Origin of the sequence: uncultured Algibacter sp., assembly GCF_947487605.1 — a bacterium.
Lineage (GTDB): Bacteria > Bacteroidota > Bacteroidia > Flavobacteriales > Flavobacteriaceae > Algibacter_D.
Genome location: NZ_CANKXK010000001.1, coordinates 99,890 through 126,617, shown reverse-complemented (window position 1 = coordinate 126,617; position 26,728 = coordinate 99,890). Strand labels below are relative to the sequence as shown.

Sequence of the window (26,728 nt, the reverse complement as noted above, 5' to 3'; positions counted from 1 at the left end):
ATAATAAAGCAATTTTATTATTATTAAATTTGATATTAATTTAGTGAGATATGTATACAGATACTTTAATAAAAATATTTCAAAGGGACTTAGTGAAGCTTAAGGTTGAATTAGAGGCATATACAAACGAAGAAAAACTTTGGTTGCTCCCTAAAGGTATAAATAATTCGGCTGGAAATTTGGGTTTACATATTGTGGGAAACCTAAATCATTTTGTTGGTGCTACACTGGGAAATACGGGATATGTTAGAAAAAGAGATTTAGAATTTTCTCAAAAGAATGTTTCAAGAAATGTTATTCTTAAACAAATAGATGAAACCATAGAGGTTATAGAAACAACTTTGCTAAAATTAACTCCAGATGATTTCGCAAAGCAATACCCTCTTATAGTTTTTAAAGAAGCAATGAGTACGGAGTTCTTTTTAACACATTTAATAACACACTTGTCTTATCATCTTGGGCAAATTAATTACCATAGAAGGCTATTAGATGAATAAAGAAAAGGCACAACCTCTTTTAAGTTACATTAGTAAATATATAACGCTTACTCCAGAGGAAGAGCAGTTGTTAATGTCTCAGATTAAGTATCGTAAATTTTTGAAAGGACAATATGTTATTCAACAAGGAGACGTATGTAAACATGAATGTTTTGTTGTCTCTGGATGTACGAAGATGTTCCATGTAGATGATGATGGGCAAGAGCATATAATCATGTTTTCAATTGAAAATTGGTGGACTGCAGATATGGGTAGTTTTATAACACAAACACCTGCCGATTATAACGTGCAATGTATTGAGAATACAGAGTTAATACTGTTTCCATACGATATTATTGAAGATTTATATGCTAAAATCCCAAAGCTTGAACGTTTTTTTAGACAAATTATTGAGCGTGCTTTTGTTGCTTCACAAAAACGAATTATTAGAAGTTTTAGTCTGTCGGCCAAGGAAAGATATAAATATTTTAGCAAGCAATATCCAGAAATTGAACAACGTATTCCACAATATATGATAGCTTCGTATCTTGGAATAACAAAGGAGTTTTTGAGTAAAATAAAAGGACAAATAGCACTAGAAGAGTAAAAATTAAACTAGTTTAACATTATTTTATAATCTAGTTTATTTCAGTATCATTAGTTGTTCAAGATCTTTGCAGTAATAATTTTAATTTAAAAAAATATAAAAATGAAAAACAAAATAAAAAACATTGCAATTTTAGTATTCGTTACAGCACTTACATTTTCTTTTACAACACTTGATAAAGAGAAAAAAGAAATTAAGATAGATGCCAGTAAAGTGGTTTGGAAAGGTTACAAAGTAACAGGGTCTCATGAAGGAACAATCAATATAAAATCTGGAAATTTGGTTTTTGAAGGCGACAAATTAACAGGAGGAGAATTTGTTATTGATATGACATCAATTACTGTTACCGATTTAGAAGGAGATTATAAAGGCAAGTTAGAAGGGCACTTAAAGTCTGATGATTTCTTTGGTGTTGCTAATCACCCAACAGCTTCATTGGTATTTACTAATGTTGAAGCCTCTGGAAAAAACGCATATAGTGTTACTGGGGATTTAACTATTAAAAGTATTACAAACCCAATTAGCTTCAGTATATCCATTTATGGAAGTAAGGCTGCTGCTTCACTTAAAATTGATAGATCAAAGTATGATGTTAAATATGGATCAACAAGCTTTTTTGATGGATTAAAAGACAAAGCTATTTACGATGAATTCGATTTAGTGTCAGACTTAGAATTCTAATAAAAAATAATTTATTTGTCTATTTAAGAGACTGTTTAAAAAGTAAGTTCAATGTCATATTGAGCCTGTCGAAATATTTTAACTTAGTGATAATCAACATTAGTTTCGACAAGCTCAACTTGACAAAATGGATTATAATGACTTTTTAAATAGTCTCTTTTTTGGTTACCAATTTTTTTAAAGTGCAAAATCCATTGTTAAAGCCATCTTAAACTTGGTTTACAATTGTATAAGTTGATTATTTTTATGGCTTATACCTTAAAACCATTCCAAAATGTTTTCTAAAATTATTTACCCATTTATAATAGTTCTATTTTTTGTTTTAACGGTTGAAGCGCAAGAGATGTCTTTTGAAGCATATAACCCTAAATCAACGCTTGTAGTTCCAGGTAAAGTTATAAAACAGGCTAAGTTTCCGTTTATAGATGTTCATGGACATCAGTATCGAATGGCGACTCAAAACTTATCACCTGTTATTGCTGCTATGGATACATTAAATATGGGAATTATGGTTAATTTAAGTGGTCGCTCAGGGGAGCATTTAAAAAAAAGCTGTTGATAATATTAACACTAATTACCCAAATAGATTTGTAGTTTTTGCAAATATAGATTTTAATGAAGCAGGAGCAGAGGACTGGATTGAAAAGACAGTAACGCAATTAAAACTAGATGTAAAAAATGGTGCTAGAGGATTAAAAGTATATAAGAGTTTAGGGATGTATAATAAAGATGTCGACGGAAAAAGACTCGCTATTGATGATAGCCGTTTAGAACCAATATGGGAAACCTGTGGCGAATTGGGTATTCCAGTTCTTATTCATGCAGCAGATCCAAAATCGTTTTGGGATGCTTTTGATGGGGATAATGAACGATGGTTAGAACTAAAAACAAAACCAAGGAGAAAACGTGGAGCAAATAATCCAGCGCCATGGGAGCAAATAATTGTAGAACAGCACAATATGTTTAGAAAACATCCTAAAACAACCTTTATAAATGCACACATGGGGTGGTATGCCAATAATTTAGGGAAATTAGGAGAGTTACTAGACGAAATTCCAAATATGAATGTCGGCATAGGTGCTATTATTGCTGAATTAGGAAGACAGCCCCGATTTGCGAAAGCATTTTTTATAAAATATCAAGACCGAATTTTATTCGGAAAAGATAGTTGGAAGCCTGAAGAGTTCCCAACATATTTTAGAGTATTAGAAAGTGCCGATGAATATTTTCCTTATCATAAAAAGTATCATGCGTTTTGGGCCATGTATGGATTGGATTTACCAGACGAAGTTTTGAAAAAAGTATACTATAAAAATGCCCTTAGAATTGTTCCTGGGTTAGATAAAACATTATTTCCTAATTAAAATGAAGCGCTATTTTATAAACTTAATGTATACATAAAACAGTGCAAACCCAGTTAAAAAGGCAATACCTAAATAACTAACAAACTTCATTAGTGGTTTTGGCGCGTATGCCTTACCAATATATTTTTTGTCTACTAATTTTAAGTTTGCAATGGCAACTAATGGTGCTATTAAAAAAGATATAGTTGTAGCTAAATCTATTAGATTTTTGAATTCACCCATAAAGAACGCTGTAATTGAAAAAGAACCAATAGCGAGAATAATTAAGGAAATGATGTAAACACGTTTAGAATGTTTGTTGTCGTTTGAAAGAAATAATATTTCCGATGAATGTTGCAATACACGCGAATAACCATCAAAAACACCAATACTGGTTCCTAACATAATAGAAAATGCAGCAATAGCAATTATTAAATAACTCCAATCGCCAATTGTAGATGTGTATAAATCAATAACGCTACTGGCAAATCCTACGCTATCTTTAGGAAGAACATTGCCTGTGCCAAAAATCAAAAAAGCTCCCATGGTTACAAAACAAATTGACAAGAAAGCTGCTACCCAATAACCAAGGTTAAAATCAAATAAATTTTCTTTTAATGTTGGATGGTAGTTGGTGGATTTAATTTTTTCAACAACCCATAAACTAGTCCAACAAGACATGTCTAAGGCTGTTGGCATCCAACCCATTAAGGCTATTATAAATAAAATCCCAACATCATCAAATACATTTAAAGGTGTAAAATTATTGATGTGATCTATTGGTCCATTGATTAAGGTTAAAATAAAAACAATGATTGTAGAAACAAACAATAAGATGCCTATGGTTTTTATTAAACCATCTAAGACACTGAATTTGCCAGTAATTAAGGCGCCTGTACTAACCAAGAATACAAGTACAACTGGAAATAATTTAAAAGAAGGCCAAAGAGACGACAGACCAAAGAGATTGTCCATAAAACCAGCAGTTACTATGCTTACTGCTGCAGTTACAAAAAACATAGAAGCAATTGTAATTAAGAAATAAATCCATAAAACAGGTTTCCCTAATTTCTTGTAACCCTCTATAAGGCTTTCACCTGTAGCATTGGCATACCTAACTGCATATTCGAAAAACGGAAATTTTAAGATATTAGTAATTATTATCATTCCTAAGAGAGCAAACCCATAATTAGCACCAGCTCTAGTGCTTTGTACTAAATGGGACACACCAATAGCAGTGCTAGCAAATAATATACCTGGACCTAAAGTCTTTTTTAGTTTTTTCCACTTCATGAACTAGCTTGTGTTTTAAGTTAGAAATTATTTTAAAGCGGAATATTACCATGCTTGCGTTTAGGAGTATCTACTTTTTTGTTTTCAAGTGAAGCAAAAGCTTTAATTAGTTTGCGTCGTGTGTTTTTTGGAAGAATGACTTCATCAATAAAACCTCTTTTTGCAGCTTCATAAGGATTTGCAAACTTGTCGGCATATTCTTTTTCTTTTTCAGCTAATTTTTCTACTGGATTATCTGCGGCAGCTATATCTCGTTTAAATATTATTTCACTGGCGCCTTTTGCACCCATTACGGCAATTTCAGCTCCTGGCCATGCAAAATTAAAATCGGCACCTATGTGTTTAGAGTTCATAACATCGTATGCTCCACCGTATGCTTTCCTTGTAATAACAGTTACTCTAGGTACTGTTGCTTCGCTTAAGGCGTATAATAATTTTGCACCATGTACAATAATGCCATCCCACTCTTGGTCTGTTCCAGGTAAAAAACCAGGTACGTCTACAAGTACTAATAGTGGAATATTGAAGCAGTCACAAAATCGTGTGAAACGTGCTGCTTTTCTGGAGCTTTTTACACCTAAAACACCTGCAAATGACATGGGTTGATTGGCTACTATGCCAACACTTCTACCACCTAAACGAGCAAAACCTACAATAATACTTTCAGCATAATCTTTATGAATCTCATAGAAAGAATCAGCATCAATAATACCAGAAATAACACTATGCATGTCATATGGTTTGTTGGCGTTATCTGGAATTATATCTGATAAAACATCTCTTATTTCATCTTCTAATTTAAAGTTCAGGGCTTGAGGCGTTTCGGTATTATTCTGAGGTAAATAACTTAGTAGTTTTTTTATATCTTCAAGACATTCAACATCATTTAAAGTTGTTACATGAGCAACTCCCGATTTAGAAGCGTGGGTTTCGGCACCACCTAATTCTTCACTAGTTACGGTTTCATTGGTAACTGTTTTTACCACATTGGGGCCTGTTACAAACATATAGCTACTGTTTTCAACCATAATGGTAAAGTCTGTTATTGCGGGTGAATAAACAGCACCTCCGGCGCATGGACCCATGATAGCAGATATTTGAGGGATAACTCCAGAAGCTCTAACATTTCTATAAAAAATATCGGCATAACCACCTAGAGAACGCACTCCTTCCTGTATGCGTGCGCCTCCTGAATCGTTTAATCCAATTATGGGAGCGCCTACTTTAACTGCCATGTCCATTATTTTGCAGATTTTTTCAGCATGGGTTTCAGATAAAGAACCTCCAAAGACTGTAAAATCTTGAGCATAAACATAAACGAGTCTATTATTAATGGTGCCATAGCCAGTAACTACGCCATCACCTAAGTAAATCTGGTCTTGCATACCAAAATCTGTAGTACGATGGGTAACGAGTTTTCCAATTTCTTCAAAAGAACTTGCATCCATTAAATAATTTATGCGTTCTCTTGCGGTTAGTTTTTTATTAGCATGCTGCTTGTCAATGCGTTTTTGTCCACCGCCAAGGTTAGCTAAAGTATTTAGTTCGTTTAGTTTATTTATTTTAGAATCCATAAGGCATCAAGTGATAATAAGGTTTCTACAATATGTAGGAATGATAATTAAATAGGTAAACGTAAAAGTTTTTGATCTTCAATATATTGTTTAACAGCTATTATTGCAGCGATTTTAGCTTCGTTTTCAGTTTCTTCTTTTAATGCTTCTGGCGAATAATATTTCTTGACAAAATGTGTGTCAAAATTTCCAGATCGAAACGCTTCATGTTTGCAAACATATTTTCCAAATGGAAGTGTTGTTTGTACGCCCTCAATATGATAATTATTAATGGCATTTATCATTAACTCAATGGCTTCTTCGCGGGTGTTTCCGTAAGTAATCAATTTAGAAAGCATCGGATCGTAATAAATTGGAATGTCCATGCCTTCTTCAAAACCATCATCAACACGAATACCTTTGCCATATGGTATTCTATAAATATTTAAATGGCCCACACTTGGCAGAAAATCATTTAAAGGATCTTCGGCATACACGCGCAGTTCTAGTGCATGTCCATTAATTTTTAAGTCTTCCTGTTTTATTTTCAATGCTTCACCACGAGCCACTTTTATTTGAAGCTCAACCAAATCTACACCAGATATTATTTCTGAGACTGGGTGTTCAACCTGAAGGCGTGTATTCATTTCAAGGAAATAAAAATTATGTTCAGCATCCATTAAAAACTCTACAGTTCCAGCACCTAAGTAATCACACGATTTAGCAACTTTTATGGCAGCATCACCCATTTCCTTTCTTAATTCTGGGGTTAAAATACTTGATGGCGCTTCTTCAACCACTTTTTGATGACGCCGTTGAATACTACATTCGCGTTCGAAGAAATGTAATATGTTTCCATGACTATCTGCCATTACTTGAATTTCGATATGCCGAGGGGAGCTTACATATTTTTCTATAAAAACAGAGCCATCTCCAAACGCAGATGTGGCTTCGCTAATCGCGCGATTCATTTGAGATTCTAAATCACTTTCTTTTTCCACGACACGCATGCCTTTCCCGCCACCACCAGCTGATGCTTTTATAAGAACTGGGAAACCTATTTCTTTAGCGACCTTATGTGCTTTATTTACATCGGTAATAGCTTCATCAATACCTGGTACCATTGGGATATTATATTGCTTAACTGCTTCCTTGGCTGCTAATTTACTTCCCATAATCTTAATAGCTTTAGAACGTGGCCCAATAAAAGTAAGATTATTTTCTTCGCATAATTCTGCAAAGTCAGCATTTTCACTTAAAAAGCCATAACCAGGGTGTATGGCATCAACACTTAAATTTTTAGCAACTTCGATAATTTTATCACCTCGAAGGTATGATTGACTTGAAGGTGCTTCTCCAATGCACACTGCTTCATCTGCAAACTTAACATGTGGTGCATTCCTATCTGCTTTTGAAAATACGGCAACCGTTTTTATGCCCATTCTTTTAGCGGTTTTCATAACTCTTATAGCTATTTCTCCACGGTTGGCAATTAATATTTTTTGCATTTTATTCGAAATTAATTAGAAGTTGGTTTTTCTCGACAGCATCACCTTTTTTTGCATCTATAGACTTAATAATTCCGTCTCTAGGTGAGGTGATTATATTTTCCATTTTCATGGCTTCTAGAATTAAAAGCGGGTCATTCTCTTTAACTTCTTGCCCAACTTTTATATTTATTTCTAAGATTAATCCAGGCATTGGAGCTTTTATAAAATTGACTTGCTTAGTCGAACCAACTGAAAACCCCATTTTTTTAATTAATACATCTAATTCATTGAAAATATTTACATTATACGTGTTATTGTTAACTTTTACTTTATATGATTTCTTATTAAAATCAGTGGCGATAACTTCAGTATTATAGGATTTGTTATCACTAAGTATGTGGTGTTTTGAATCGGTAAGTTTTAAAGAATCTATTTTCGATAGATCTGCTGTGGTAATCTCAAAATCGAATGAATTATTAACACAGGCATTAAAATTTTTACTCATATTTAGTTTAATTAGTAGAAGTAAATATAAGGATTTTATTAGGTAGATTCAATTACAAATACTAACACTGTTGAAGTATTAATTTAAATTTTTAAATATAGAATTATCCTGATGCTTTTTGATTGCTTTCCTTGATAGGATGATGCCAATTATCAACGAAACGAAAGCACCAATCCAAATTCCAGGAACAAAATCAATAAAAAGGAAAAAGTCGTAAGCACCATGAAATATTACAGCCAATAACAACCCTGTTAAATTTAAAATAATTTTATTATTAGAGAATTTTGCTTTTCCCATATAGTAGCCCATTAAAATTCCAAAAGTTGCATGCGCTGGTACTGCTGTAAAAGCCCTAAGTAAAGCTGTTTGATAACCGCCTTCTAATACATAAAATATGTTTTCGGTGGCTGCAAAACCCATAGAAACCATGACAGCGTAAACTATGCCATCAAAAGGTTCGTTAAAAGCTTTTTTGGTTTGAGCGAAATAACGAACTATGATGTATTTACTGAATTCTTCGGTTAAGCCAACTACCAAAAATGCTTTTATAAATTGTTGAAATATGCTGGTGTTGTTTGGTAATGGTAGAACGATATCAAACCCATAATAAAGTATAGTAGTAATGATGATGCTGACAATGGCACCAAGCAGGAAATTATAAAACAAAAGGATCTTGGGTTCCTTTTCGTATTTATCTTTTATATAGATGTAGCAAATTATAATAAAAACTGGAGCAATAGCTACAAGGAATAAATTCATCTAGTAAGGCGGTTTTTGATTTCTTGTAAAACAAATTCATAATAACCTTTGTTTGAGGACACAAAGTGATTATCATTAGCACCAACAGTATCTATTAGTTTTTTAAAATCTTTAATGGAAACAAGTTTTAAAGCTTCAACTTCTTCTTCTTGTGGTTTTAATTTTGATAATGGTACCTGTAATAGACAAATAAAAGTATTATGAAATTCGTTGTCTTTAATGCCGTTATTGTACGCCTGAAAACATTCGAAGACTCCAATTTTGTTGAGATTATTTTCAGAAATAGTTAAACCTATTTCTTCTTTGGTTTCTCTAATAGCTGCTTTTTCAATTGTTTCTCCAGCATCGATATGTCCTGCAACCGAGACATCCCACATTAGCGGGCAGATTGTTTTCTTTGAAGATCGTTGCGATAATAATATATCGCCATTTTTAGTATAAAACCAAACGTGTGCAGTATTATGATAATAACCTTTTTGGTGTATGATCGATTTTAGTTCTGACTTTCCAGTAGGGTTACCATTGGTGTCAACTATGTCTATAAGCTCGTCCATATTCAAAAAGATTAGTCATTAAGAGGAGGTAAGACGTAGTTCTTAATAATTGAAATTATAAAAGAAGCAGATTGTTTCGTCGTGCATCATCACAATGACGTGTATAATTTAATCAAAATAGCTAAATGTTTCTCCGTCCTTTATGTTGAGCAAAGATTCATAAATTAGCTTAATTACGTTTTCAACATCATCTCTATGTACCATTTCAACGGTTGTATGCATGTAGCGTAATGGTAAAGAAATTAATGCTGAAGCAACACCACCATTGCTATAAGCAAAAGCATCAGTATCTGTTCCAGTGGCTCGCGATAGGGCAGAACGTTGAAAAGGAATCTTTTTTGCCTCGGCAGTTTCTGTAATTAAATCGCGTAACTTTTGCTGTACCGCAGGCGCATAAGCAACAACTGGACCTTTGCCAATTTCTAAATGGCCTTCTTTCTTCTTTTCTATCATAGGTGTTGTTGTATCGTGGGTCACATCGGTTACGATAGCTATGTTGGGTTTAATGGTTTCTGTAATCATTTGGGCGCCACGTAAGCCTATTTCTTCTTGAACCGCATTGGTAATGTATAATCCAAAAGGCAATGTTTTTTTATTCTCTTTAAGTAATCTAGCTACTTCAGCAATCATAAATCCACCCATGCGATTATCTAAAGCACGACACACAAATTTATCCCCATTTAAAATATGAAACTCATCTGGATAGGTAATAACGCATCCCACATGAATTCCTTTTTTCTCAACTTCTTCTTTAGTCGAACAACCACAATCAATAAAAATATTGTCAGGTTTTGGTGGTTCTTCTTTTGCTCTATTCCTAGTATGAATTGCTGGCCAACCAAAAACACCTTTTACAATACCATTTTTTGTGTGAATATCTACAATTTTACTTGGTGCAATTTGGTGGTCACTACCACCATTTCTAATAACATAAATAAGTCCGTTATCCGAAATATAATTTACATACCACGAGATTTCATCGGCATGCCCTTCAATAACTACTTTATATTTAGCCTTAGGGTTTATAACGCCTACAGCAGTCCCATAGGTGTCTGTAATAAATTCGTCTACATATGGTTTTAAGTAATCCATCCATAATTTTTGCCCATCCCATTCGTATCCTGTAGGAGCAGCGTTATTAAGGTATTTACTTAGAAAGTCTATTGATTTTTTATTGAGAATACTTTTGTTTGCCATAGCAATGAAAAATTATTTATTGAATTAAAGAAAGTTTTTAAATTTCGTGTACTTTGTAAAAATAAGAGATTTCATAATTTTTATGTCATATTACAAACAATATTTTGTAACAAAAATGGCTTTTATAATACTAATTGAATAATTTAATTATATAAACCAGTCAACTATGAAGTTAGTCATTAAAGATTTAACAAAAACGTATAAAAATGGAGTTAAGGCAATAGATAACTTGAGCCTAGAAATAGGAACAGGAATGTTTGGATTACTTGGACCAAATGGTGCAGGAAAATCATCTTTAATGCGAACGATTGCTACATTACAAAGTGCTGATACAGGATCCATTACTTTTGGCGATATTAATGTTTTAGAAGATAAGATGTCCTTACGAAAAGTACTAGGATACTTACCACAGTCTTTTGGTGTTTACCCTAAAATGTCGGCGGAAGCACTACTTCATTATTTTGCAACCCTTAAAGGGATAGCTTCAAAAACGGATAGAGACAAAATAGTTAATGAAGTTTTAGAAATAACTAATTTATATGATGTTAAAAATAAAAATGTTTCTGGTTACTCTGGTGGTATGAAGCAACGCTTTGGTATTGCTCAATTATTATTAAATAATCCAAAACTTATTATAGTCGATGAGCCTACAGCAGGTTTAGACCCTGCAGAACGGAATCGTTTTTTAAATGTGCTTCGCGAAGTTGGTACAAACTGTACCGTAATTTTTTCGACACATATTGTTGAAGATGTTAAAGAGTTGTGTAATGAAATGGCCATATTAAATGGCGGGCGTATTTTAAAGCACACAACACCTATTGAAGCGACTGCCGAAATTGAAAATCAAATTTGGACGAAAGTGATTCAAAGAGACGAATTGGAAGGCATGGAAGCAACCTATAATGTGCTTTCTTCTAATTATAATCAAGATAATACTTTAAATATTCGTGTACATGGGTTAGAAAAACCAGCACAAGATTTTGTGAAAGCAAAACCACAATTGGATGATGTTTATTTTATGGCTTTAAGGCAAGAAGAATTGCAAAGCATTTAATTTTTATTCAACCATCTAATTAAACAGATTCTCATGTTCACAACTATATACAAACACGAATTAAGTTATTGGCTTAAAAAACCAGCATTTTATATTTATGCGGCTATCTTTTTCTTGTTGTCTTTGTTCTTATCGGCATCGTCAGCGGGTATTTTCGATTTTTTAACGGTAACAACTGGTTCGTCATTAATTGTAAATTCTCCTATTGGTATTTCTGGCTTATTTAATGCTTTAACAATATTTATATTCTTTTTATTTCCTTCCATAGTAGGTGTTTCTATTTATAGGGATTTTAAAAGTGAGATGCATACCATCTTATATTCCTATCCTTTTACAAAAGCAAATTATTTATTTGCTAAATTTTTAAGTGCTATAACTGTAGTTACTTTAATTGTAATGCTTGTTGCTTTTGGAATGATAATAGGGTTTAGACTTCCTGGGACAAATAGTGATTTGGTAGGAGCTTTGAATATAAGTTCTTATATCACTACATATTTTATTTATATACTTCCTAATGTTATTTTATTTGGAGCGATTGTTTTCGCAACAGTTGCTTTTACTAGAAATATAGCTGCTGGTTTTATAGTGGTTGTATTACTTATATTTGGGCAAGGTCTTTTAGAAAACTTATTTTCAGACCCAGACACAAGATTTTTAGCGGCTATTTTAGACCCATTTGGTGCTGGTGCTTCAAATTATTATACACGTTATTGGACAGTTGCAGAACAAAATGAATTGCCTTTACCCATAAAAGGGGTTGTTATTTATAACAGACTTCTTTGGTTTGCTATTGCGGCTTTAATTTTTGGTTTAGTTTATAAGTTCTTTGCGTTTAGCCAGAATGCTATTTCACTAAACTTTAAAAAGAACAAAGGTGTGCGTGCTATAAAATCGAATTTTGGTGGCATTACAAAAATTAATTTACCAAAAGTTGTTTTCAATTATTCCTTGGTTCAAAACTTAAAGGCTACATGGCGACTTTCTAATGTAGACTTTAAATATATTATTAAAAGTTGGCCATTTATAAGTATTGTAATTGTAGGTCTTATAATTATGATTATTTCATTGTCTGAGGTTGGTAATTTATTTGGTACAGAAACATTACCAATGACATGGAAGATGCTTTCGAACGGAGCAGCATTTAGTATTTCGATAATTATTTCTATTTTTTTATATGCGGGAATGTTGGTTCATCGTGGTAAAATTGCGAATGTTAATCAGTTAGTAGATACAACACCTATTCCTAATTGGAGTCTTTTGTTATCAAAATACATCGCACTTTTAAAAATGATATTATTGCTTTTAACCGTAATATTAGTTTCTGGTTTAATATTTCAAATTTACAAAGGCTTTTTCGATTTTGAACTTGGACATTATATCAAGGAATTGTATTTAATTCGATTCATACAATTTGCTATATGGGCTAAGTTGGCATTGTTTATTCAAACCTTGGTAAAAAAACCTTATTTGGGGCTTTTTATACTTATAGTTGTTTTAATAGGATTTCCATTAATTTTTTCTTCACTTATTGAACAACCAGTTTTTAAATACAATCGTGGAGCGTCTTTTAGTTATTCTGATATGAATGGTTATGGCGGTACACTTCCCAAGTATTTTGTTTACAAGCTGTATTGGTTTATAGCAGGTATTGGGTTATTAATTCTGTCTGGACTATTTTGGGTTCGCGGATTACCACATTCGTTTAAAGAGCGTCTTTCTATATTTAAATCACGTTTTACTGGAGGTACTAGATTAGCATTTATTACTGTTTTAATTACGTTTTTAGCTATAGGCTTTGGTATATATTATACTAATAATATTGAAAACGTGTATACTTCAAATAAAGAAAGTGAACAACAGCGTGTAGAATACGAAAAGAAATATAAAAAGTATGAAAACACCTTACAACCTAGGATTGTTTCTGTAAAAGCAGCAATGAATATCTTTCCTAAAGAACTAAACTTTAAAGGTAGCGGGACTTATGTAATGGTTAATAAAACGGAAAAAGTTATTGATAGTATTTTATTAAACCACAACGATTACCCAAGTACATTTGAATTTAATGAAGCAAATACACTTGTTTCTGAAGACACACTTTATAATTTCGATATTTATAAACTTCAAAAAGGATTGCAACCTGGAGACACTTTAAAATTGAATTTCGAAGTTTGGAATAAGCCGAATACACTTTTAAGAAAGAATTCACCAGTATTAGAAAATGGAACGTTTATTAATAATTTTCAAGTTTTCCCTTCTCTAGGCTATAGCACAGAAGGGGAACTATCTGATGATGAGACGAGAAAAAAATATGAGCTACCCGAAAATGAGTTAAAACCACATCCTTCAGATTCAACGGCTTTGGGTAATACTTATATATCAAAGGATTCAGATTGGATAGATTTTGAAGCTACGGTTAGCACATCAGAAGATCAGATTGCAATAGCTCCAGGATATTTACAGAAAGAATGGGTCGATAATGGAAGACGCTATTTTCATTATAAAATGGATAGTAAAATTTTAAATTTTTATGCATTTAATTCTGCTAGATATCAAGTTAAAAAAGATAAATGGAATGATGTTAATTTAGAAATTTATTATCATAAACCTCATGATTATAATTTAGAGCGCATGATGGAAGGGATGAAAGCGTCGTTAGAATATAATTCTAAAAACTTTAGCCCGTATCAACATAGGCAGGCAAGAATTATTGAATTCCCTAGAACTTCAGGTAGTTTTGCACAGTCATTTCCTAATACCATTCCGTTTTCGGAAGGTGTTGGATTTATAGCCGATGTTGATGAAAGTGAAGAAGGTGGTGTCGATTATCCATTTGCAATAACGGTGCACGAAGTAGCTCATCAATGGTGGGCACATCAAGTTATAGGTGCCGATGTTTTGGGAGCAACCATGATGTCTGAAAGTTTATCAGAGTATGTGTCGCTTAAAGTTCTTGAACACGAGCATGGTAAAAGTAAGATGCGAAAGTTTCTAAAAAAGGCTTTAGATGATTATTTAACGCGAAGAACCTTTGAAAGAAAACGTGAAAAATCGTTAATGTATAACGATGGACAACCTTACATTAGATATCAAAAAGGCTCCTTGGTTTTTTACGCCTTGAGCGATTATATAGGAGAAGATGTTTTAAATAATGCGCTTAAAAAATATGTTGAAAAAGTTAAGTTTCAAAAGCCACCCTATACAACGTCAATAGAAATGGTCGATTTTATAAGAGAAGCTACTCCAGATTCTTTAAAATATACTATAAAAGATATGTTTGAAACCATTACATTATACAACAACAGGATAGTAAAGGTTGACTCTAAAAAACTAGATAATGGTAAATTTCAGGTGGATATAGAATTTGAAGTTGGTAAGTATAGAAATGATGATAAAGGAAAGAAGTATTATGGCGAGAAAGTAGGAGATACCTTGTCTTATCAAACAGAATCTATGAGAAAACCGCTATTGTCTGTACCTCTTGCCGATTATGTTGATATTGGTGTTTTTGCTGAAGAAGAAGTGGATGGAGAAACAAAAGAAATAGAATTATACTTGAAGAAACATAAAATAACTTCTATAAATAATAAACTAAGTATCATAGTTGATAAAGAGCCAGTTGAGGTAGGAGTCGATCCTTATAATAAACTTATTGATACCAAATCGGATGATAATAGAAGGCGGTTTTAGCACAGTTCGTCTTTATTAAATTTTAAGCTCATTGATATTAATTTATTGGTGAGTTTTATTTTTTAAAAGCATAATATTCAGATAAAATTAAGAGTTATCATTTAGTAAATTAGTAATTTTGGCATACTAAATGCTCCAGTACATTTTAAATGAATTTTCTTAAATATATATTACTTTTTATTCCTGTTATCATGTTTGCTCAAACTAATGAAGTTGAACAGGACTCAACGGAGGTCGAGTATTTGATTATTGAAGGCGATTCGGTACCAAGAACGGTAATCGATTTGGATGAAGTAATGCTTTTACACAAGCTTAAGTTTGATAGTAAAAAAGATAGGATTCGTTATTTAATTCTAAGAAGGAAAACCATAAAAGTATATCCTTATGCAAAAATGGCGGCAGATAGACTTGACTCTTTAAATACTAGATTAGAATCTTTAACTAGGAAACGCGATAAAAAGCGATATACTAAAATGATTCAAAAATATATTGAGGGTGAGTTTTCAGATGAATTAAAAAAAATGACCAGAACAGAAGGGCAAATTTTGGTTAAGCTTATCCATCGACAAACAGGTCGTACAACTTTTAATTTAGTGAAAGAATTGCGAAGTGGCTGGCGCGCCTTTTGGTATAATACAACGGCTAATATGTTCGATATTTCTTTAAAACGAGAGTTTGATCCCGTTAATGAAAAAGAAGATTACTTAATTGAAGACATTCTGCAACGTAACTTTCAAAGTGGTCGTTTGGAACGTCAAAAATCGGCTATAGATTTCGATTTCTACGACTTAACAGATAAGTGGTTGGGTTCAAATACCAAATAATTTCATGCGTATTCAGTCGCCTTTCGAAGAAAAGCTAAATGCTATATCGCATGCTATTGGTGTTGTCTTTGGTATTGCTGCATTAATCTTGCTTATTACTTGTAATACATCTAAAACAGATTGGAGTTTGTTTAGTGTAATCGTGTATGGTATTTCAATCATAATACTTTTTAGCGCTTCTACTTTATATCATGCTGTAAAAGGAGAGAAGCGTAAACACTATTTCAGGATTATAGATCATATAAGTATTTATCTTCTTATTGCTGGAACATATACACCAGTTTTATTAATTTCTTTAGAGCAGAGCTTGGGCTGGACGCTATTTTATATTGTTTGGGGAATAGCAGGATTTGGCGTTGTTTTAAAATTATTTTTTACAGGAAAATTTGAGATTTTCTCTACAGTGCTATATCTAATAATGGGTTGGCTTATAGTTTTTGATTTTTCAAATCTATCAGAAAGCATAGACCCAAATGGCGTATTATTACTTTTTGCGGGTGGTTTAGCTTATACTTTAGGGATTGTGTTTTATGTTATTGAAAGAATTCCTTATAATCATGTTATTTGGCATTTGTTTGTTTTAGCGGGTGCTGTTTTTCATTTTTTTATGATTTTTGAATATGTGATTTGATATGATTGAATTTAGAAAAGCAAATACAAAGTCTAACTTTGAAGTTATTGCTCAATTGGCAGATACCATTTGGCGAGAACATTACATTCCTATTGTTGGTAAGCCTCAAATAGACTACATGTTGGATAAATATCAGTCTACTGAAGCAATTGCGTCTCAGGTACAAGATGGGTATGAATATTTTATGATACATTATAATTCAAATACTGTTGGCTATATTTCAATTAAAAAAGAAGAAGCGGCTCTTTTCTTGAGTAAAATTTATGTTTTAAGTTCATATCGAGGAAAAAAAATAGGTAAGTCTGCAATGTTTTTTATTGAAGAAAAAGCGAATGCATATCATTTGAATTCTATCAGACTTACGGTAAATATAAACAACATTAATTCAATAAAAGCCTATGAGAAACTAGGTTTTATTAATGTTGGTCCTTTAGTCACAGACATAGGTAGTGGCTTTGTTATGGATGACTATGAAATGATAAAAAAGCTTTAAGCTTTTAATTGTTTAGTTATTTCATATAGTGCAATATTACAAGCTTGAACAACATTCATACTACTGTTTTGGCCAAACATATTAATATGAATTACCGCATGCGCCATATTTAATATCGCTTCTGAAATTCCAAAATTTTCATCACCTATAATCAAACAGATTGGTTTTTCTTTACTAAAGTTAAACTCGGTTATTGGGATGCTAGAATCTGTGATTTCTAATGCAATTATTTGATAATCGTTGTCTAAAAAATCCTTTACAACGTTTTCAGCAGAATCTTTAATTTCATAAGTAACCATTTTTTCTGTTGCTCTAGATGTTTTGGCTATTTTACGACCTAGTACAATATTTCTTCCACAAAGAATTAATTTTTCAGTTCCAAAAGCATCAGCAATACGAAACAAGCTACCAATATTAGGAGCGTTAGTAACATTATCGCAAACCAGAGTTATTGGGAAACTTTGTTTTTTGAAACTTGTATTATAGTGGTTTAGCTGCAAATTTATTAATGATAATCAGAGCAATAATATGATAGGTGAGTTGATATTGGGAAACACATAAAAGATGAGTTACAAATATACACCCCAGTTTTATTAGAAAAACTGTGCACATTTAAAGAAGATAATGGAAGTGAAATAAATGCAAGTACTAGAATGAACGCAAACAGTTTCACTCCAATATGATGTTTCTTTATTTTATTCTCCATGTCCATTCATTAAAGATATGAAAATTAATTTTCAAAAGCATATTTAATAATATTCGCGCCCATTTTTAGTGCTTTTTCTCTTACATCTGGCGGGTCGTTATGTATAGCTTCATCTTCCCAACCATCACCTAAATCACTTTCATAAGTAAATAGTAGTACTAATCTGTTTTCATGAAAAATGCCAAAAGCTTGCGGGCGTTTTCCATCATGCTCATGTATTTTAGGAAGACCAGAATTAAATTTATATGCTACATTGAATATAGGATGGTTTACAGGTAGCTCAACTAGTTCTGTATTTGGAAATACTTTTTTAAGTTCTTTAGTAATGTAAGGTTCCATTCCGTAGTTGTCATCAATGTGTAAAAAACCACCAGAAATTAAATAGTTTCGTAGGTTTTTAGCATCATCCTCATTAAAAAACACGTTGCCATGTCCCGTCATGTGTACTAATGGATATTGAAATAAATCAAGACTCCCAACCTCTACCGTTTGTGGATTCGGGTTTATTTTAGTGTTTATGTTATTATTGCAATAGGTAATTAAGTTTGGTAAAGCTGTTGGATTCCCATACCAATCACCACCACCTTTGTATTTTAATATAGCTAAATCTTGACTAAAAACTGAAATAGAAAAAAGAAATAAGAAAAATGATAAATATAACTTCATACAATTTATTCGTTTACAAAAGCCACCGAATGACATGCTACAATTGCTGCCGTTTCGGTTCGTAATCGCGTTTCTCCCAAAGTTACTGGAATAAACTTGTTTTCTAAAGCCATTTCGATTTCTTTAACACTAAAATCACCTTCTGGACCAATTAAAATAGTAATATTTTGATTAGGCTTTAATTGTTGTTTTAGCGATTTTTTATCTGTTTCTTCACAATGTGCAATAAACAAATCACCTTCAAAATCTTGTTCAACAAAATTTTTAAATGAAATAGCTTCATTTAATTTAGGTAAGTGGTAGTTTAGAGATTGTTTCATTGCAGATTGTATTATCTTTTCGAAACGTTCATGTTTTATAACTTTGCGTTCACTACGGTCGCAAATAATAGGCGTGATAGTATCTACACCAATTTCGGTCGCTTTTTCTAAGAACCATTCGTAACGATCATTCATTTTGGTAGGAGCAACGGCTAAATGAAGCTTGTAATTATGTTTTGGTTGCTTCGTTTCTGATAGTATGTGTACCAAGCAATTTTTAATGTCGGGAATAGCTATCTCTGCATTAAAAAGCAATCCTTTGCCATTTGTAATTTGTAATCTATCTCCCTGTTTTTTACGCAATACTTTTACGATGTGTTTACTTTCTTCTCTGTTAAAAGAAAATTGCGTGGTATTTTCGGATATTTCAGGATTATAGAATAGCTGCATTATTCAATGTCGTCAATAATCTTTAAAACTTTAATTTCTGAAATACTTTTTGGTTCAAAAGTTTTCAAAATAACGTAATAAGCATTTTTAGATGTTATTTCTGCTTTAAAAATAGCGTCTAAACCATGGTCGTCATTAATAATAAGATTTTGTATGGCTGTATTATAATCAGATTTTGCAAACCAACCAGAATCGCCACCTCTTTTACCGCTGGCATCCATGGAATATTGTTTTGCGAGAAAGCCGAAACCAGCACCATCTTTATATTTTCTAATGATGGTTTTTTGAATAGCCTCTATTTTACTTGATGTATGTTTTGTACCATCTAAATAAATATATGAAGCTCTGTATGAAGGAATTTCAGCTTTTTCTATAACTTTATAGACTGTTTTTTCATAATCGTTTTCGTAGGTTTTTGTACCACCTAAGCCAAGTTTTAAAAGGTCTTTAGCAATAGTGGTCTTGTGCTTTTCTTCATTAAAAACTATGAATTTATTCTTTTTAAAAGTTTTTGTTTTTAAATATTCTTGGGCTTTTTCAAAACTTGTTACACTGTCTAAATCTTTTTCTATAGAGTTTTGTGATGAAGCTAATGAAGAAGTAATAATAAATAAGTAGAGTAGGATGTTTTTAAGCATTATTGTGGGTTTATAATTCAAATCCAAATTTATACTTAAATATGTAATGCTAAAATGATTTTAGACTAAGTTTTTAAGATAGGATTGTTTATAACTTAAATTAAGAATGATTGTTTAAATTTTTAACCGTGCCGATGCCATTACATTTTGTTCTGCAAAGTTACCTTCTAAGTATTTTAAATAACCAACAATAGCAATCATAGCTGCATTATCGGTTGTGAATTCAAATTTTGGGATATAGGTTGTCCAGCCAAATTTTTGTTCACCATCTTTAAGAGCTTGCCTAATACCAGAATTTGCAGATACACCACCACCTATAGCAATGTGTTTGATGTTAGTTTCTTTACTCGCTAATTTCAATTTTTCTATTAAAATTCCAATAATTGTATATTGAATGGATGCACAAATATCATTAAGGTTTTCTTTAATAAAATTCGAATTTGCTTGAACTTCTCTCTGGATAAAATATAAAATAGCTGTTTTTAACCCAGAAAAACTAAAATTTAATCCAGCTACTTTTGGTTTAGTAAATTTAAAGGCTTTTGGGTTTCCTAGCTTTGCGCGTTTATCAATTTCTGGACCTGCAGGATAGCCTAAACCTAGTATTTTTCCGCTTTTATCGAATGCTTCACCAACAGCATCGTCAATAGTTTCTCCTAAAACAGTCATGTCGAAATAGCTATCAACCTTAACAATTTGAGTATGACCGCCTGAAATTGTCATCGCTAAAAATGGAAACGGCGGTTTATTAAATCCTTCTTCATCTATAAAATGCGCTAAAATATGTGCTTTCATGTGGTTAACATCAATTAGTGGAATATTTAAGCCAAGTGCTAGAGACTTGGCAAAGGAAGTTCCAACTAGTAAAGAACCCATTAAACCTGGACCACTAGTAAAAGCAATGGCATTTAATTGTTCTTTAGAAACATTGGCTATTTTAAGTGCTTCATGTACTACAGGAACAATGTTTTGTTGATGCGCTCGAGAGGCCAATTCTGGTACAACACCACCATAAGCTTCATGTATTTTTTGATTAGCAACAACATTGCTTAAAATTTTGCCGTTATGTATTACAGCAGCAGCAGTATCGTCGCATGACGATTCAATTCCGAGAATGTAAATATTTTGTGAAGACATTAATAAATATTAGGCACAATAATTGTTAATTTTGAATACGAATAAACGTCTGCTTAATTCATTATTCCGTATATGCAAATGTAGTTTATTCTTAATAAAGTTATAACTTTAGCAACATCAAAAAAGTCCTTAAAATACTATACAAGTTAGCAGCTATTTTACTGCTTTTATTCATCATTTTGGTGTTGGTATTTTCTATTCCTGCTGTTCAGACAAGTTTAGGTAATTATGCGACAAAACGTATAAATGAAGACTTTGGTACCAATATTAATATAGACAAAGTTGGTTTGCAATTTAATGGAGACATTGAACTTAAAAATATTTATGTTGAAGATTACAAGAAAGATACACTTATTAATATAACCGAATTAAATACATCAATATTAAGTTTTCGAAATCTTTATCAAGGAAAATTAGTATTTGGAGATATTGATATTATGAACTTGGTATTTAATATAAAAACCTATGAAGGAGCAAAGGATACTAATTTAGACGTTTTTGTTGCTAAACTAGAAGGCGATAACCCAACAAAAGGAGATGGTTCGTTTTTATTATCGTCAAGCGATGTATCTATTTATGATGGCCATTTTAGGTTGATAGATGAAAATAGAGAGAACGCCAAGGTTGTTGATTTTTACGACCTAAATATTAACGCAACGAATTTTTTAATTAAAGGCAGTGATGTTAGTGCTAGAATAAACACATTAGGGCTAAAAGCGAGTAGAGGAATCGTTTTGAAGAATATGATGACCGATTTCAAGTATACTTTACAAGACATGACGTTTGATAATCTTCAAATTAATACACCAAATTCCGTTTTAAAGGGGGATTTAAAGTTTTCTTATAAGCGAGAAGATCTTCAATATTTTACCGATAAAGTTTTAATTTCAGCAAGCTTTAAAAATTCTAATGTGTTGTTAGATGAACTTAACACCATTTATAATGAATTTGGCGTGGGACAAAAAGCGCGGTTCGATGTAGATTTATCGGGAACATTAAATAATTTACAGACATCTAATTTAAGATTAAACACAAGTAGAAACACCAAGATTTATGGTGATATTAATTTTAAAAACTTGTTTAATAAAGAACCAGATAATTTTTTGATGGATGGTAAGTTTCAGAATTTATCATCTACCTATAACGACTTAAAATCGTTATTACCTAATGTTTTAGGAGCTGCTATACCTTCTTCATTTGATCGATTGGGGAAGTTTAGAATAGTTGGAACTTCAAAAGTTACATCGTCTACCGTTAATGCAGATATAGAGATTGATACAGAATTGGGTTTTGTAGATTCTAATCTTGAGATTACAGAAATAAAGAATATCGATGATGCTAAATATAGTGGTAAAGTAATATTAGAAGACTTCGATTTAGGAACCTTAATTGAAGACCCAAATGTTGGCAATGTTTCTTTAGATTTAGATGTTAAAGGAAAGGGGTTTGTAGCAGAAACTATAAATACAGAAGTACAAGGAGATGTATTTAGTGTAAACTTTAATAAATATAATTATAAAGCAACTAAGGTTGCTGGAACGATTAGAAATAGAATTTTTGATGGAAATCTATCTATCAATGATACAAATTTGGCAATGAATTTTAGTGGTCTTGTTGATTTTTCTGAAGATGTAAGGAAATATGATTTTCAATCCAAAGTAGATTATGCAAACTTGAATGCGCTAAATTTTATAAAGAAAGATAGTATTTCTCTTTTTGATAGTTCTTTAAAAATGAATGTTAATGGTAGTAGTTTTGATGATGCTGTTGGAAAAATTAGTTTAACCAATACTACTTATAAAAATGAGCACAATACTTATTTTTTTAAAGAATTTAATATCAATTCCCAATTCAATAATAGTATACGATATATAGACGTAAGTTCTCCAGATATTATTGAAGGCTCAATGAATGGTAGATTTTCATTTAAAGACCTTAAAAAGTTATTCGAAAATTCACTTGGAAACATTTATGCTAACTACATTCCACATAATGTAGAAGATAACCAGCGTGTCGATTTTAATTTTAAAATATATAATAAAATTTTAGAAGTATTTTTTCCAGAAATCGAAGTTGGAACCAATACGTATTTGCGTGGGAGTGTGGAAAGCGATGAAAAAGAATTTAGACTTACCTTTAAATCACCTAAAATAAAACTTAAAAATAATTTTGTTGAAAATGTTGAAATTCAAGTAGATAATAGTAACCCATTATTTAATACCTACGTCGAGATTGATAGTGTGAAAACAGATTATTACGACGTTTCAAAGTTCAGTCTAATTAATGCTACTATTAATGATACCTTATTTATGCGCTCAGAGTTTAAAGGTGGTAAGCGTAATAAAGATATTTACAATTTAAGTTTTTATCATACTATTAATCAGGATAATGAATCTGTTATAGGCTTTAAAAAGTCCGATGTTATTATTAAGGATTATAATTGGTCTATAAACGAAATTGACGACAGATTTAATAAAATAGCATTCAATAAAGATTTGTCAAAATTTAATATTGATAAGTTAAGAATCAATCATAATGATGAAGAAATTAAACTGTCTGGTTTTATTAGAGACTCAACCCAAAAAGATTTAAAACTTAATTTTAAAGACATAGACTTATCTAAAATAACGCCAGATATAGATAGTTTAGCTTTAGCAGGTAATGTGAATGGAAAGCTAGATATTCTTCAAAAAAATGGAAGTTATTTGCCAAATTCAACAATAGTAATAGATAATTTTAAAGTGAATAACTTCCCTTTAGGTTCTTTTGATGCAACAATTACTGGCAATGAAAATTTAACCAATTATAGTGTAGATGTTTCTATTAAAGATGATGATTCAAAGTCTTTTAGTGCTAACGGAGATATTAGTGTTAGAGGTAAACGATCAAATATTGATGTAGATCTTAATTTTGATGAGTTTAATTTAATCCCATTAAATCCATTATTAGAAGATGTTTTATCAGATATTCGTGGTAAGGTGTCTGGAAAAGCCAGAGTACATGGCGATTTAAAAAAGCCCGATATAGATGGCGAACTAAAATTAAACGACTCTGGATTTAGAATCCCTTATCTCAACGTTGATTATCAATTCAACAACAATGCTATTGTTGGTTTAAAAGATCAAAGTTTTGTTTTTAAAGATTTACAAATTACCGATACAAGACATAATTCAAATGGAGAATTAAATGGTTCGCTTAGCCATATTAACTTATCGAAATGGCGCTTAGATTTAAATATTGAAACGCAAAGATTATTAGTACTTGATACCGAAGAAAAAGAAGAATCCCTTTATTTTGGCACGGGCTTTATAGGTGGTACAGCTAGTATAAAAGGTCCTACAGAACAATTAGTTATTAGTGTGGTTGGAGAAACAAAAGCTGGAACTGTTTTTAAAATTCCTTTAAACGATACGGAGTCATTTGGAGATAATTCATTTATACATTTTGTTACTAAAAAGGAAAAGCAAGCACGTATTGATGGTAAAGAAATAGTTTTTAACGAGATAAAAGGTCTAGAATTAGATTTTGATTTAGATGTAACAGAAGATGCAGATTTAGAAATTATTATAGATAAAAATACAGGTCATGCCCTAAAAGGGAATGGTCGCGGTGGGCTTTTAGTTGAGATAAACACCAATGGAAAGTTCAATATGTGGGGAGATTTTTCAGTATTCGAAGGTGTTTATAATTTTGCCTATGGAGGGTTAATACAGAAAGAGTTTGTGGTGCAACCAGGAGGAACAATTGCATGGGAAGGAGACCCGCTTAAAGCACAATTAAACATGCTAGCTATTTATAAAACACAAGCAAATCCTTCACCTTTACTTGATAATCCTATAAACAGGAGTATTCCTGTAGAATTAAATATTAGTTTAGTAGGAGATTTAGAGCAACCTGATCCAGACTTTAATTTTGAATTTCCTAACGTAAATTCAACCATTAAATCCGAGCTTCAATACAGGTTGGAATCGCAAGACGACAGACAAAATCAAGCACTATATTTACTTTCTACTGGGTCATTTTCTAAAGGTTTAAACGAGTTAAATTTCTCTGGTACTATAGCCGAAAGACTTAATGGAATTATTAATGGTATTTTTTCTAGCGGCGATAGTAAATTTAATTTAGGATTAAATTATGAAGCTGGTCAAAATAGACCTGATTATAGAACGAACGATCGTTTTGGGGTTACCCTACAAACACAAATTAGTGACCGTGTTCTTATAAATGGTAAGGTAGGGGTGCCAGTTGGTGGGGCAGATGCTACCGATACAGTTATTGCTGGTGATGTAGAAATAGATTTTCTCCTAAATGAAGAGGGTACTTTAACAGCAAAAGTATTTAATAGGGAAAATAGCATTCGTAATTTTGGTGAAGAAATTGGGTATACTCAAGGTATTGGTATTGCTTATAACCTAGATTTCGATACATTTAAAGAATTAATTCAGGGATTATTTAAAAATTCAAAGAAAAAAAATAAAGCTTCAGAAGAAGAAATTATAGAAAAAAAGGAAGAACCTCTTCCAGATTTTATAAGTATAAAATCATCTTCTGAGAACTAAAAACAGGCGTTTTAAATATTATTTTCTCTTGAATATAATAACAAATGTGGTTTTTTTATTAACTAAAACGTTATAGTATTAACAGACCCATTAAATTACTGTAAATGCTATAGATATGTGCTTTTTGTTTAGTAATTTTACCTTTCAAATTAGAAAAATTTATGCCAAAAACGATAAAAAAAATAGGAGTATTTACTTCAGGAGGGGATTCTCCAGGAATGAATGCTGCAGTTCGTTCGGTTGTTAGAACTTGTGCATATCATAATATAGAATGTATTGGTATTTATAGAGGCTACGAAGGCTTAATGGAAGGCGACTTTGTTGAGATGAATGCCCGTAGTGTTAAAGGGATAATAAACAAAGGAGGTACTATACTAAAATCGGCTCGTTCAAAAGAATTTAGAACCAAAGAAGGTAGACAAAAAGCATTCGATCATTTAGTTGCTGCTGGAATTGGAGGCCTTGTTGCCATTGGTGGCGATGGAACTTTTACAGGAGCCCTAATTTTTAATCAAGAATTCGATTTCCCAGTAATGGGAATCCCTGGAACTATTGATAATGATATTTTTGGAACCTCACACACTTTAGGGTTTGATACAGCACAAAACACAGTTGTAGAAGCAATTGATAAAATACGAGACACTGCAAGTTCGCATAACAGGTTATTCTTTATTGAGGTTATGGGGCGTGATGTTGGTCATATTGCATTAAATGTTGGAATTGCTGGTGGTGCTGAAGAAATCCTTATACCTGAAGAAGATTTAGGCTTAGATAGACTAGTTGATTCTTTAAATAAAAGTAGAAAATCAGGAAAATCTTCAAGTATTGTTATTGTTGCTGAAGGTGATAAAATAGGAAAAAACATCTTCGAATTAAAAGAATACGTTGATGAAAACATGGAAGGTTACGATGTTCGGGTATCTGTTTTAGGACATATGCAACGAGGCGGTGCACCATCATGTTTCGATCGTGTTTTAGCAAGTAGAATGGGAGTGAAAGCAGTAGAGTCCTTGTTAGAAGGTAAATCTAACTTCATGGTTGGATTAATAAGTAATAAAATGGAATTAACACCTTTAGAGAATGCTATTAAAGGAAAATCAAAAATAAATTTAGAATTATTGCGTGTCTCAGATATTATGAGCACTTAACATTTATAACTAAGATT

Annotated in this window: 24 protein-coding genes; 12 read left to right on the top strand and 12 right to left on the bottom strand. The window is 31.9% G+C overall.

Annotated elements, in window-relative coordinates:
- The first annotated feature begins 50 nt into the window (after positions 1-50).
- The 5 genes from Q0739_RS00590 to Q0739_RS00570 all read left to right on the top strand — a co-directional run bounded on the left by Q0739_RS00590 (position 51) and on the right by Q0739_RS00570 (position 3,128).
- The gene (locus tag Q0739_RS00590; protein WP_298236752.1) at positions 51-497 is read left to right on the top strand and encodes a DinB family protein; all 447 of its coding nucleotides are present in this window, start codon (positions 51-53) and stop codon (positions 495-497) included.
- Positions 490-1,083 (top strand): Crp/Fnr family transcriptional regulator, encoded by a 594-nt coding sequence (locus Q0739_RS00585; RefSeq protein WP_298236751.1) that lies wholly within the window; start codon positions 490-492, stop codon positions 1,081-1,083. Before Q0739_RS00590 ends, Q0739_RS00585 begins: the two co-directional genes overlap by 8 nt.
- Positions 1,084-1,185: 102 nt before the next feature.
- Complete coding sequence (locus Q0739_RS00580; RefSeq protein ID WP_298236750.1) at positions 1,186-1,764, top strand: YceI family protein; 579 nt, start codon at positions 1,186-1,188, stop codon at positions 1,762-1,764.
- Positions 1,765-2,038: 274 nt separating this feature from the next.
- Positions 2,039-2,323, top strand: a complete 285-nt coding sequence (locus Q0739_RS00575; RefSeq protein ID WP_298236749.1) for a hypothetical protein — start codon at positions 2,039-2,041, stop codon at positions 2,321-2,323.
- Between the two features lie 4 nt (positions 2,324-2,327).
- On the top strand, positions 2,328-3,128 hold the full coding sequence (locus Q0739_RS00570; RefSeq protein ID WP_366140755.1) for an amidohydrolase family protein: 801 nt from the start codon (positions 2,328-2,330) through the stop codon (positions 3,126-3,128).
- 9 nt (positions 3,129-3,137) lie between these two features.
- Here Q0739_RS00570 and Q0739_RS00565 read toward each other — a convergent pair whose 3' ends face one another.
- From Q0739_RS00565 to Q0739_RS00535, 7 genes are all read right to left on the bottom strand, one after another.
- Positions 3,138-4,400, bottom strand: coding sequence for a divalent metal cation transporter (locus Q0739_RS00565; RefSeq protein ID WP_298236748.1), 1,263 nt, complete (start codon positions 4,398-4,400; stop codon positions 3,138-3,140).
- A 32-nt stretch (positions 4,401-4,432) separates the two neighbouring features.
- The gene (locus Q0739_RS00560; RefSeq protein ID WP_298236747.1) at positions 4,433-5,974 is read right to left on the bottom strand and encodes an acyl-CoA carboxylase subunit beta; all 1,542 of its coding nucleotides are present in this window, start codon (positions 5,972-5,974) and stop codon (positions 4,433-4,435) included.
- 47 nt (positions 5,975-6,021) lie between these two features.
- On the bottom strand, positions 6,022-7,461 hold the full coding sequence (gene accC, locus Q0739_RS00555) for an acetyl-CoA carboxylase biotin carboxylase subunit (RefSeq protein WP_298236746.1): 1,440 nt from the start codon (positions 7,459-7,461) through the stop codon (positions 6,022-6,024).
- Between the two features lies 1 nt (position 7,462).
- Positions 7,463-7,948 carry an acetyl-CoA carboxylase biotin carboxyl carrier protein subunit gene (locus Q0739_RS00550; RefSeq protein WP_298236745.1) on the bottom strand — a complete coding sequence of 162 codons (486 nt, stop codon included), beginning with the start codon at positions 7,946-7,948 and terminating at the stop codon, positions 7,463-7,465.
- Positions 7,949-8,026: 78 nt separating this feature from the next.
- Positions 8,027-8,707: a PrsW family glutamic-type intramembrane protease gene (locus Q0739_RS00545; protein ID WP_298236744.1), complete on the bottom strand. Its 681-nt coding sequence runs from the start codon at positions 8,705-8,707 to the stop codon at positions 8,027-8,029.
- Positions 8,704-9,261 carry an NUDIX domain-containing protein gene (locus Q0739_RS00540; RefSeq protein WP_298236743.1) on the bottom strand — a complete coding sequence of 186 codons (558 nt, stop codon included), beginning with the start codon at positions 9,259-9,261 and terminating at the stop codon, positions 8,704-8,706. Before Q0739_RS00540 ends, Q0739_RS00545 begins: the two co-directional genes overlap by 4 nt.
- Before the next feature lie 108 nt (positions 9,262-9,369).
- Entirely contained in the window at positions 9,370-10,458 is a 1,089-nt protein-coding gene (locus Q0739_RS00535; RefSeq protein WP_298236742.1) for a M42 family metallopeptidase, read from the bottom strand.
- A 166-nt stretch (positions 10,459-10,624) separates the two neighbouring features.
- On the opposite strand from Q0739_RS00535, the gene Q0739_RS00530 reads away from it, so the two are divergent.
- From Q0739_RS00530 to Q0739_RS00510, 5 genes are all read left to right on the top strand, one after another.
- A complete protein-coding gene (locus Q0739_RS00530; RefSeq protein WP_298236741.1) occupies positions 10,625-11,512 on the top strand; it encodes an ABC transporter ATP-binding protein in 888 nt (295 codons plus the stop codon).
- 33 nt (positions 11,513-11,545) lie between these two features.
- Positions 11,546-15,199 carry a M1 family aminopeptidase gene (locus Q0739_RS00525; RefSeq protein WP_298236740.1) on the top strand — a complete coding sequence of 1,218 codons (3,654 nt, stop codon included), beginning with the start codon at positions 11,546-11,548 and terminating at the stop codon, positions 15,197-15,199.
- Positions 15,200-15,348: 149 nt separating this feature from the next.
- Positions 15,349-16,023 carry a DUF4294 domain-containing protein gene (locus Q0739_RS00520; protein ID WP_298236739.1) on the top strand — a complete coding sequence of 225 codons (675 nt, stop codon included), beginning with the start codon at positions 15,349-15,351 and terminating at the stop codon, positions 16,021-16,023.
- A 4-nt stretch (positions 16,024-16,027) separates the two neighbouring features.
- Positions 16,028-16,654, top strand: coding sequence for a hemolysin III family protein (locus Q0739_RS00515; protein ID WP_298236738.1), 627 nt, complete (start codon positions 16,028-16,030; stop codon positions 16,652-16,654).
- A 1-nt stretch (position 16,655) separates the two neighbouring features.
- On the top strand, positions 16,656-17,147 hold the full coding sequence (locus Q0739_RS00510) for a GNAT family N-acetyltransferase (protein WP_298236737.1): 492 nt from the start codon (positions 16,656-16,658) through the stop codon (positions 17,145-17,147).
- Here the strand turns inward: Q0739_RS00510 and Q0739_RS00505 are convergent.
- The 5 genes from Q0739_RS00505 to tsaD form a co-directional block, all read right to left on the bottom strand.
- Positions 17,144-17,647 carry a TrmH family RNA methyltransferase gene (locus tag Q0739_RS00505; RefSeq protein ID WP_298236736.1) on the bottom strand — a complete coding sequence of 168 codons (504 nt, stop codon included), beginning with the start codon at positions 17,645-17,647 and terminating at the stop codon, positions 17,144-17,146. The two genes, Q0739_RS00510 and Q0739_RS00505, sit on opposite strands and share 4 nt — an antisense overlap.
- 230 nt (positions 17,648-17,877) lie before the next feature.
- The gene (locus Q0739_RS00500) at positions 17,878-18,519 is read right to left on the bottom strand and encodes a DUF4159 domain-containing protein (protein ID WP_298236735.1); all 642 of its coding nucleotides are present in this window, start codon (positions 18,517-18,519) and stop codon (positions 17,878-17,880) included.
- Between the two features lie 5 nt (positions 18,520-18,524).
- Positions 18,525-19,229: a 16S rRNA (uracil(1498)-N(3))-methyltransferase gene (locus Q0739_RS00495; protein WP_298236734.1), complete on the bottom strand. Its 705-nt coding sequence runs from the start codon at positions 19,227-19,229 to the stop codon at positions 18,525-18,527.
- Positions 19,229-19,867 carry a peptidylprolyl isomerase gene (locus Q0739_RS00490; protein WP_298236733.1) on the bottom strand — a complete coding sequence of 213 codons (639 nt, stop codon included), beginning with the start codon at positions 19,865-19,867 and terminating at the stop codon, positions 19,229-19,231. Before Q0739_RS00490 ends, Q0739_RS00495 begins: the two co-directional genes overlap by 1 nt.
- Positions 19,868-19,981: 114 nt before the next feature.
- Positions 19,982-21,004, bottom strand: coding sequence for a tRNA (adenosine(37)-N6)-threonylcarbamoyltransferase complex transferase subunit TsaD (gene tsaD, locus Q0739_RS00485; RefSeq protein WP_298236732.1), 1,023 nt, complete (start codon positions 21,002-21,004; stop codon positions 19,982-19,984).
- Positions 21,005-21,186: 182 nt separating this feature from the next.
- Here tsaD and Q0739_RS00480 point away from each other — a divergent pair, with 182 nt between their 5' ends.
- Both Q0739_RS00480 and pfkA read left to right on the top strand, forming a co-directional pair.
- Entirely contained in the window at positions 21,187-25,563 is a 4,377-nt protein-coding gene (locus Q0739_RS00480) for a translocation/assembly module TamB (protein ID WP_298237064.1), read from the top strand.
- Between the two features lie 161 nt (positions 25,564-25,724).
- A complete protein-coding gene (pfkA, locus tag Q0739_RS00475; protein WP_298236731.1) occupies positions 25,725-26,711 on the top strand; it encodes a 6-phosphofructokinase in 987 nt (328 codons plus the stop codon).
- Positions 26,712-26,728: the final 17 nt, after the last annotated feature.

Excerpts from the sequence above, each read along its gene's own strand:
- Q0739_RS00495 (WP_298236734.1), bottom strand. The coding sequence starts at position 19,229 with ATGCAGCTATTCTATAATCCTGAAATATCCGAAAATACCACGCAATTT.
- tsaD (WP_298236732.1), bottom strand. The coding sequence starts at position 21,004 with ATGTCTTCACAAAATATTTACATTCTCGGAATTGAATCGTCATGCGAC.
- Q0739_RS00565 (WP_298236748.1), bottom strand. The coding sequence starts at position 4,400 with ATGAAGTGGAAAAAACTAAAAAAGACTTTAGGTCCAGGTATATTATTT.
- Q0739_RS00500 (WP_298236735.1), bottom strand. The coding sequence starts at position 18,519 with ATGAAGTTATATTTATCATTTTTCTTATTTCTTTTTTCTATTTCAGTT.
- Q0739_RS00515 (WP_298236738.1), top strand. The coding sequence starts at position 16,028 with ATGCGTATTCAGTCGCCTTTCGAAGAAAAGCTAAATGCTATATCGCAT.
- Q0739_RS00545 (WP_298236744.1), bottom strand. The coding sequence starts at position 8,707 with ATGAATTTATTCCTTGTAGCTATTGCTCCAGTTTTTATTATAATTTGC.
- Q0739_RS00590 (WP_298236752.1), top strand. The coding sequence starts at position 51 with ATGTATACAGATACTTTAATAAAAATATTTCAAAGGGACTTAGTGAAG.
- accC (WP_298236746.1), bottom strand. The coding sequence starts at position 7,461 with ATGCAAAAAATATTAATTGCCAACCGTGGAGAAATAGCTATAAGAGTT.
- Q0739_RS00510 (WP_298236737.1), top strand. The coding sequence starts at position 16,656 with ATGATTGAATTTAGAAAAGCAAATACAAAGTCTAACTTTGAAGTTATT.
- Q0739_RS00580 (WP_298236750.1), top strand. The coding sequence starts at position 1,186 with ATGAAAAACAAAATAAAAAACATTGCAATTTTAGTATTCGTTACAGCA.
- Q0739_RS00535 (WP_298236742.1), bottom strand. The coding sequence starts at position 10,458 with ATGGCAAACAAAAGTATTCTCAATAAAAAATCAATAGACTTTCTAAGT.
- pfkA (WP_298236731.1), top strand. The coding sequence starts at position 25,725 with ATGCCAAAAACGATAAAAAAAATAGGAGTATTTACTTCAGGAGGGGAT.
- Q0739_RS00585 (WP_298236751.1), top strand. The coding sequence starts at position 490 with ATGAATAAAGAAAAGGCACAACCTCTTTTAAGTTACATTAGTAAATAT.
- Q0739_RS00540 (WP_298236743.1), bottom strand. The coding sequence starts at position 9,261 with ATGGACGAGCTTATAGACATAGTTGACACCAATGGTAACCCTACTGGA.
- Q0739_RS00575 (WP_298236749.1), top strand. The coding sequence starts at position 2,039 with ATGTTTTCTAAAATTATTTACCCATTTATAATAGTTCTATTTTTTGTT.
- Q0739_RS00560 (WP_298236747.1), bottom strand. The coding sequence starts at position 5,974 with ATGGATTCTAAAATAAATAAACTAAACGAACTAAATACTTTAGCTAAC.
- Q0739_RS00490 (WP_298236733.1), bottom strand. The coding sequence starts at position 19,867 with ATGCTTAAAAACATCCTACTCTACTTATTTATTATTACTTCTTCATTA.
- Q0739_RS00525 (WP_298236740.1), top strand. The coding sequence starts at position 11,546 with ATGTTCACAACTATATACAAACACGAATTAAGTTATTGGCTTAAAAAA.
- Q0739_RS00520 (WP_298236739.1), top strand. The coding sequence starts at position 15,349 with ATGAATTTTCTTAAATATATATTACTTTTTATTCCTGTTATCATGTTT.
- Q0739_RS00550 (WP_298236745.1), bottom strand. The coding sequence starts at position 7,948 with ATGAGTAAAAATTTTAATGCCTGTGTTAATAATTCATTCGATTTTGAG.
- Q0739_RS00530 (WP_298236741.1), top strand. The coding sequence starts at position 10,625 with ATGAAGTTAGTCATTAAAGATTTAACAAAAACGTATAAAAATGGAGTT.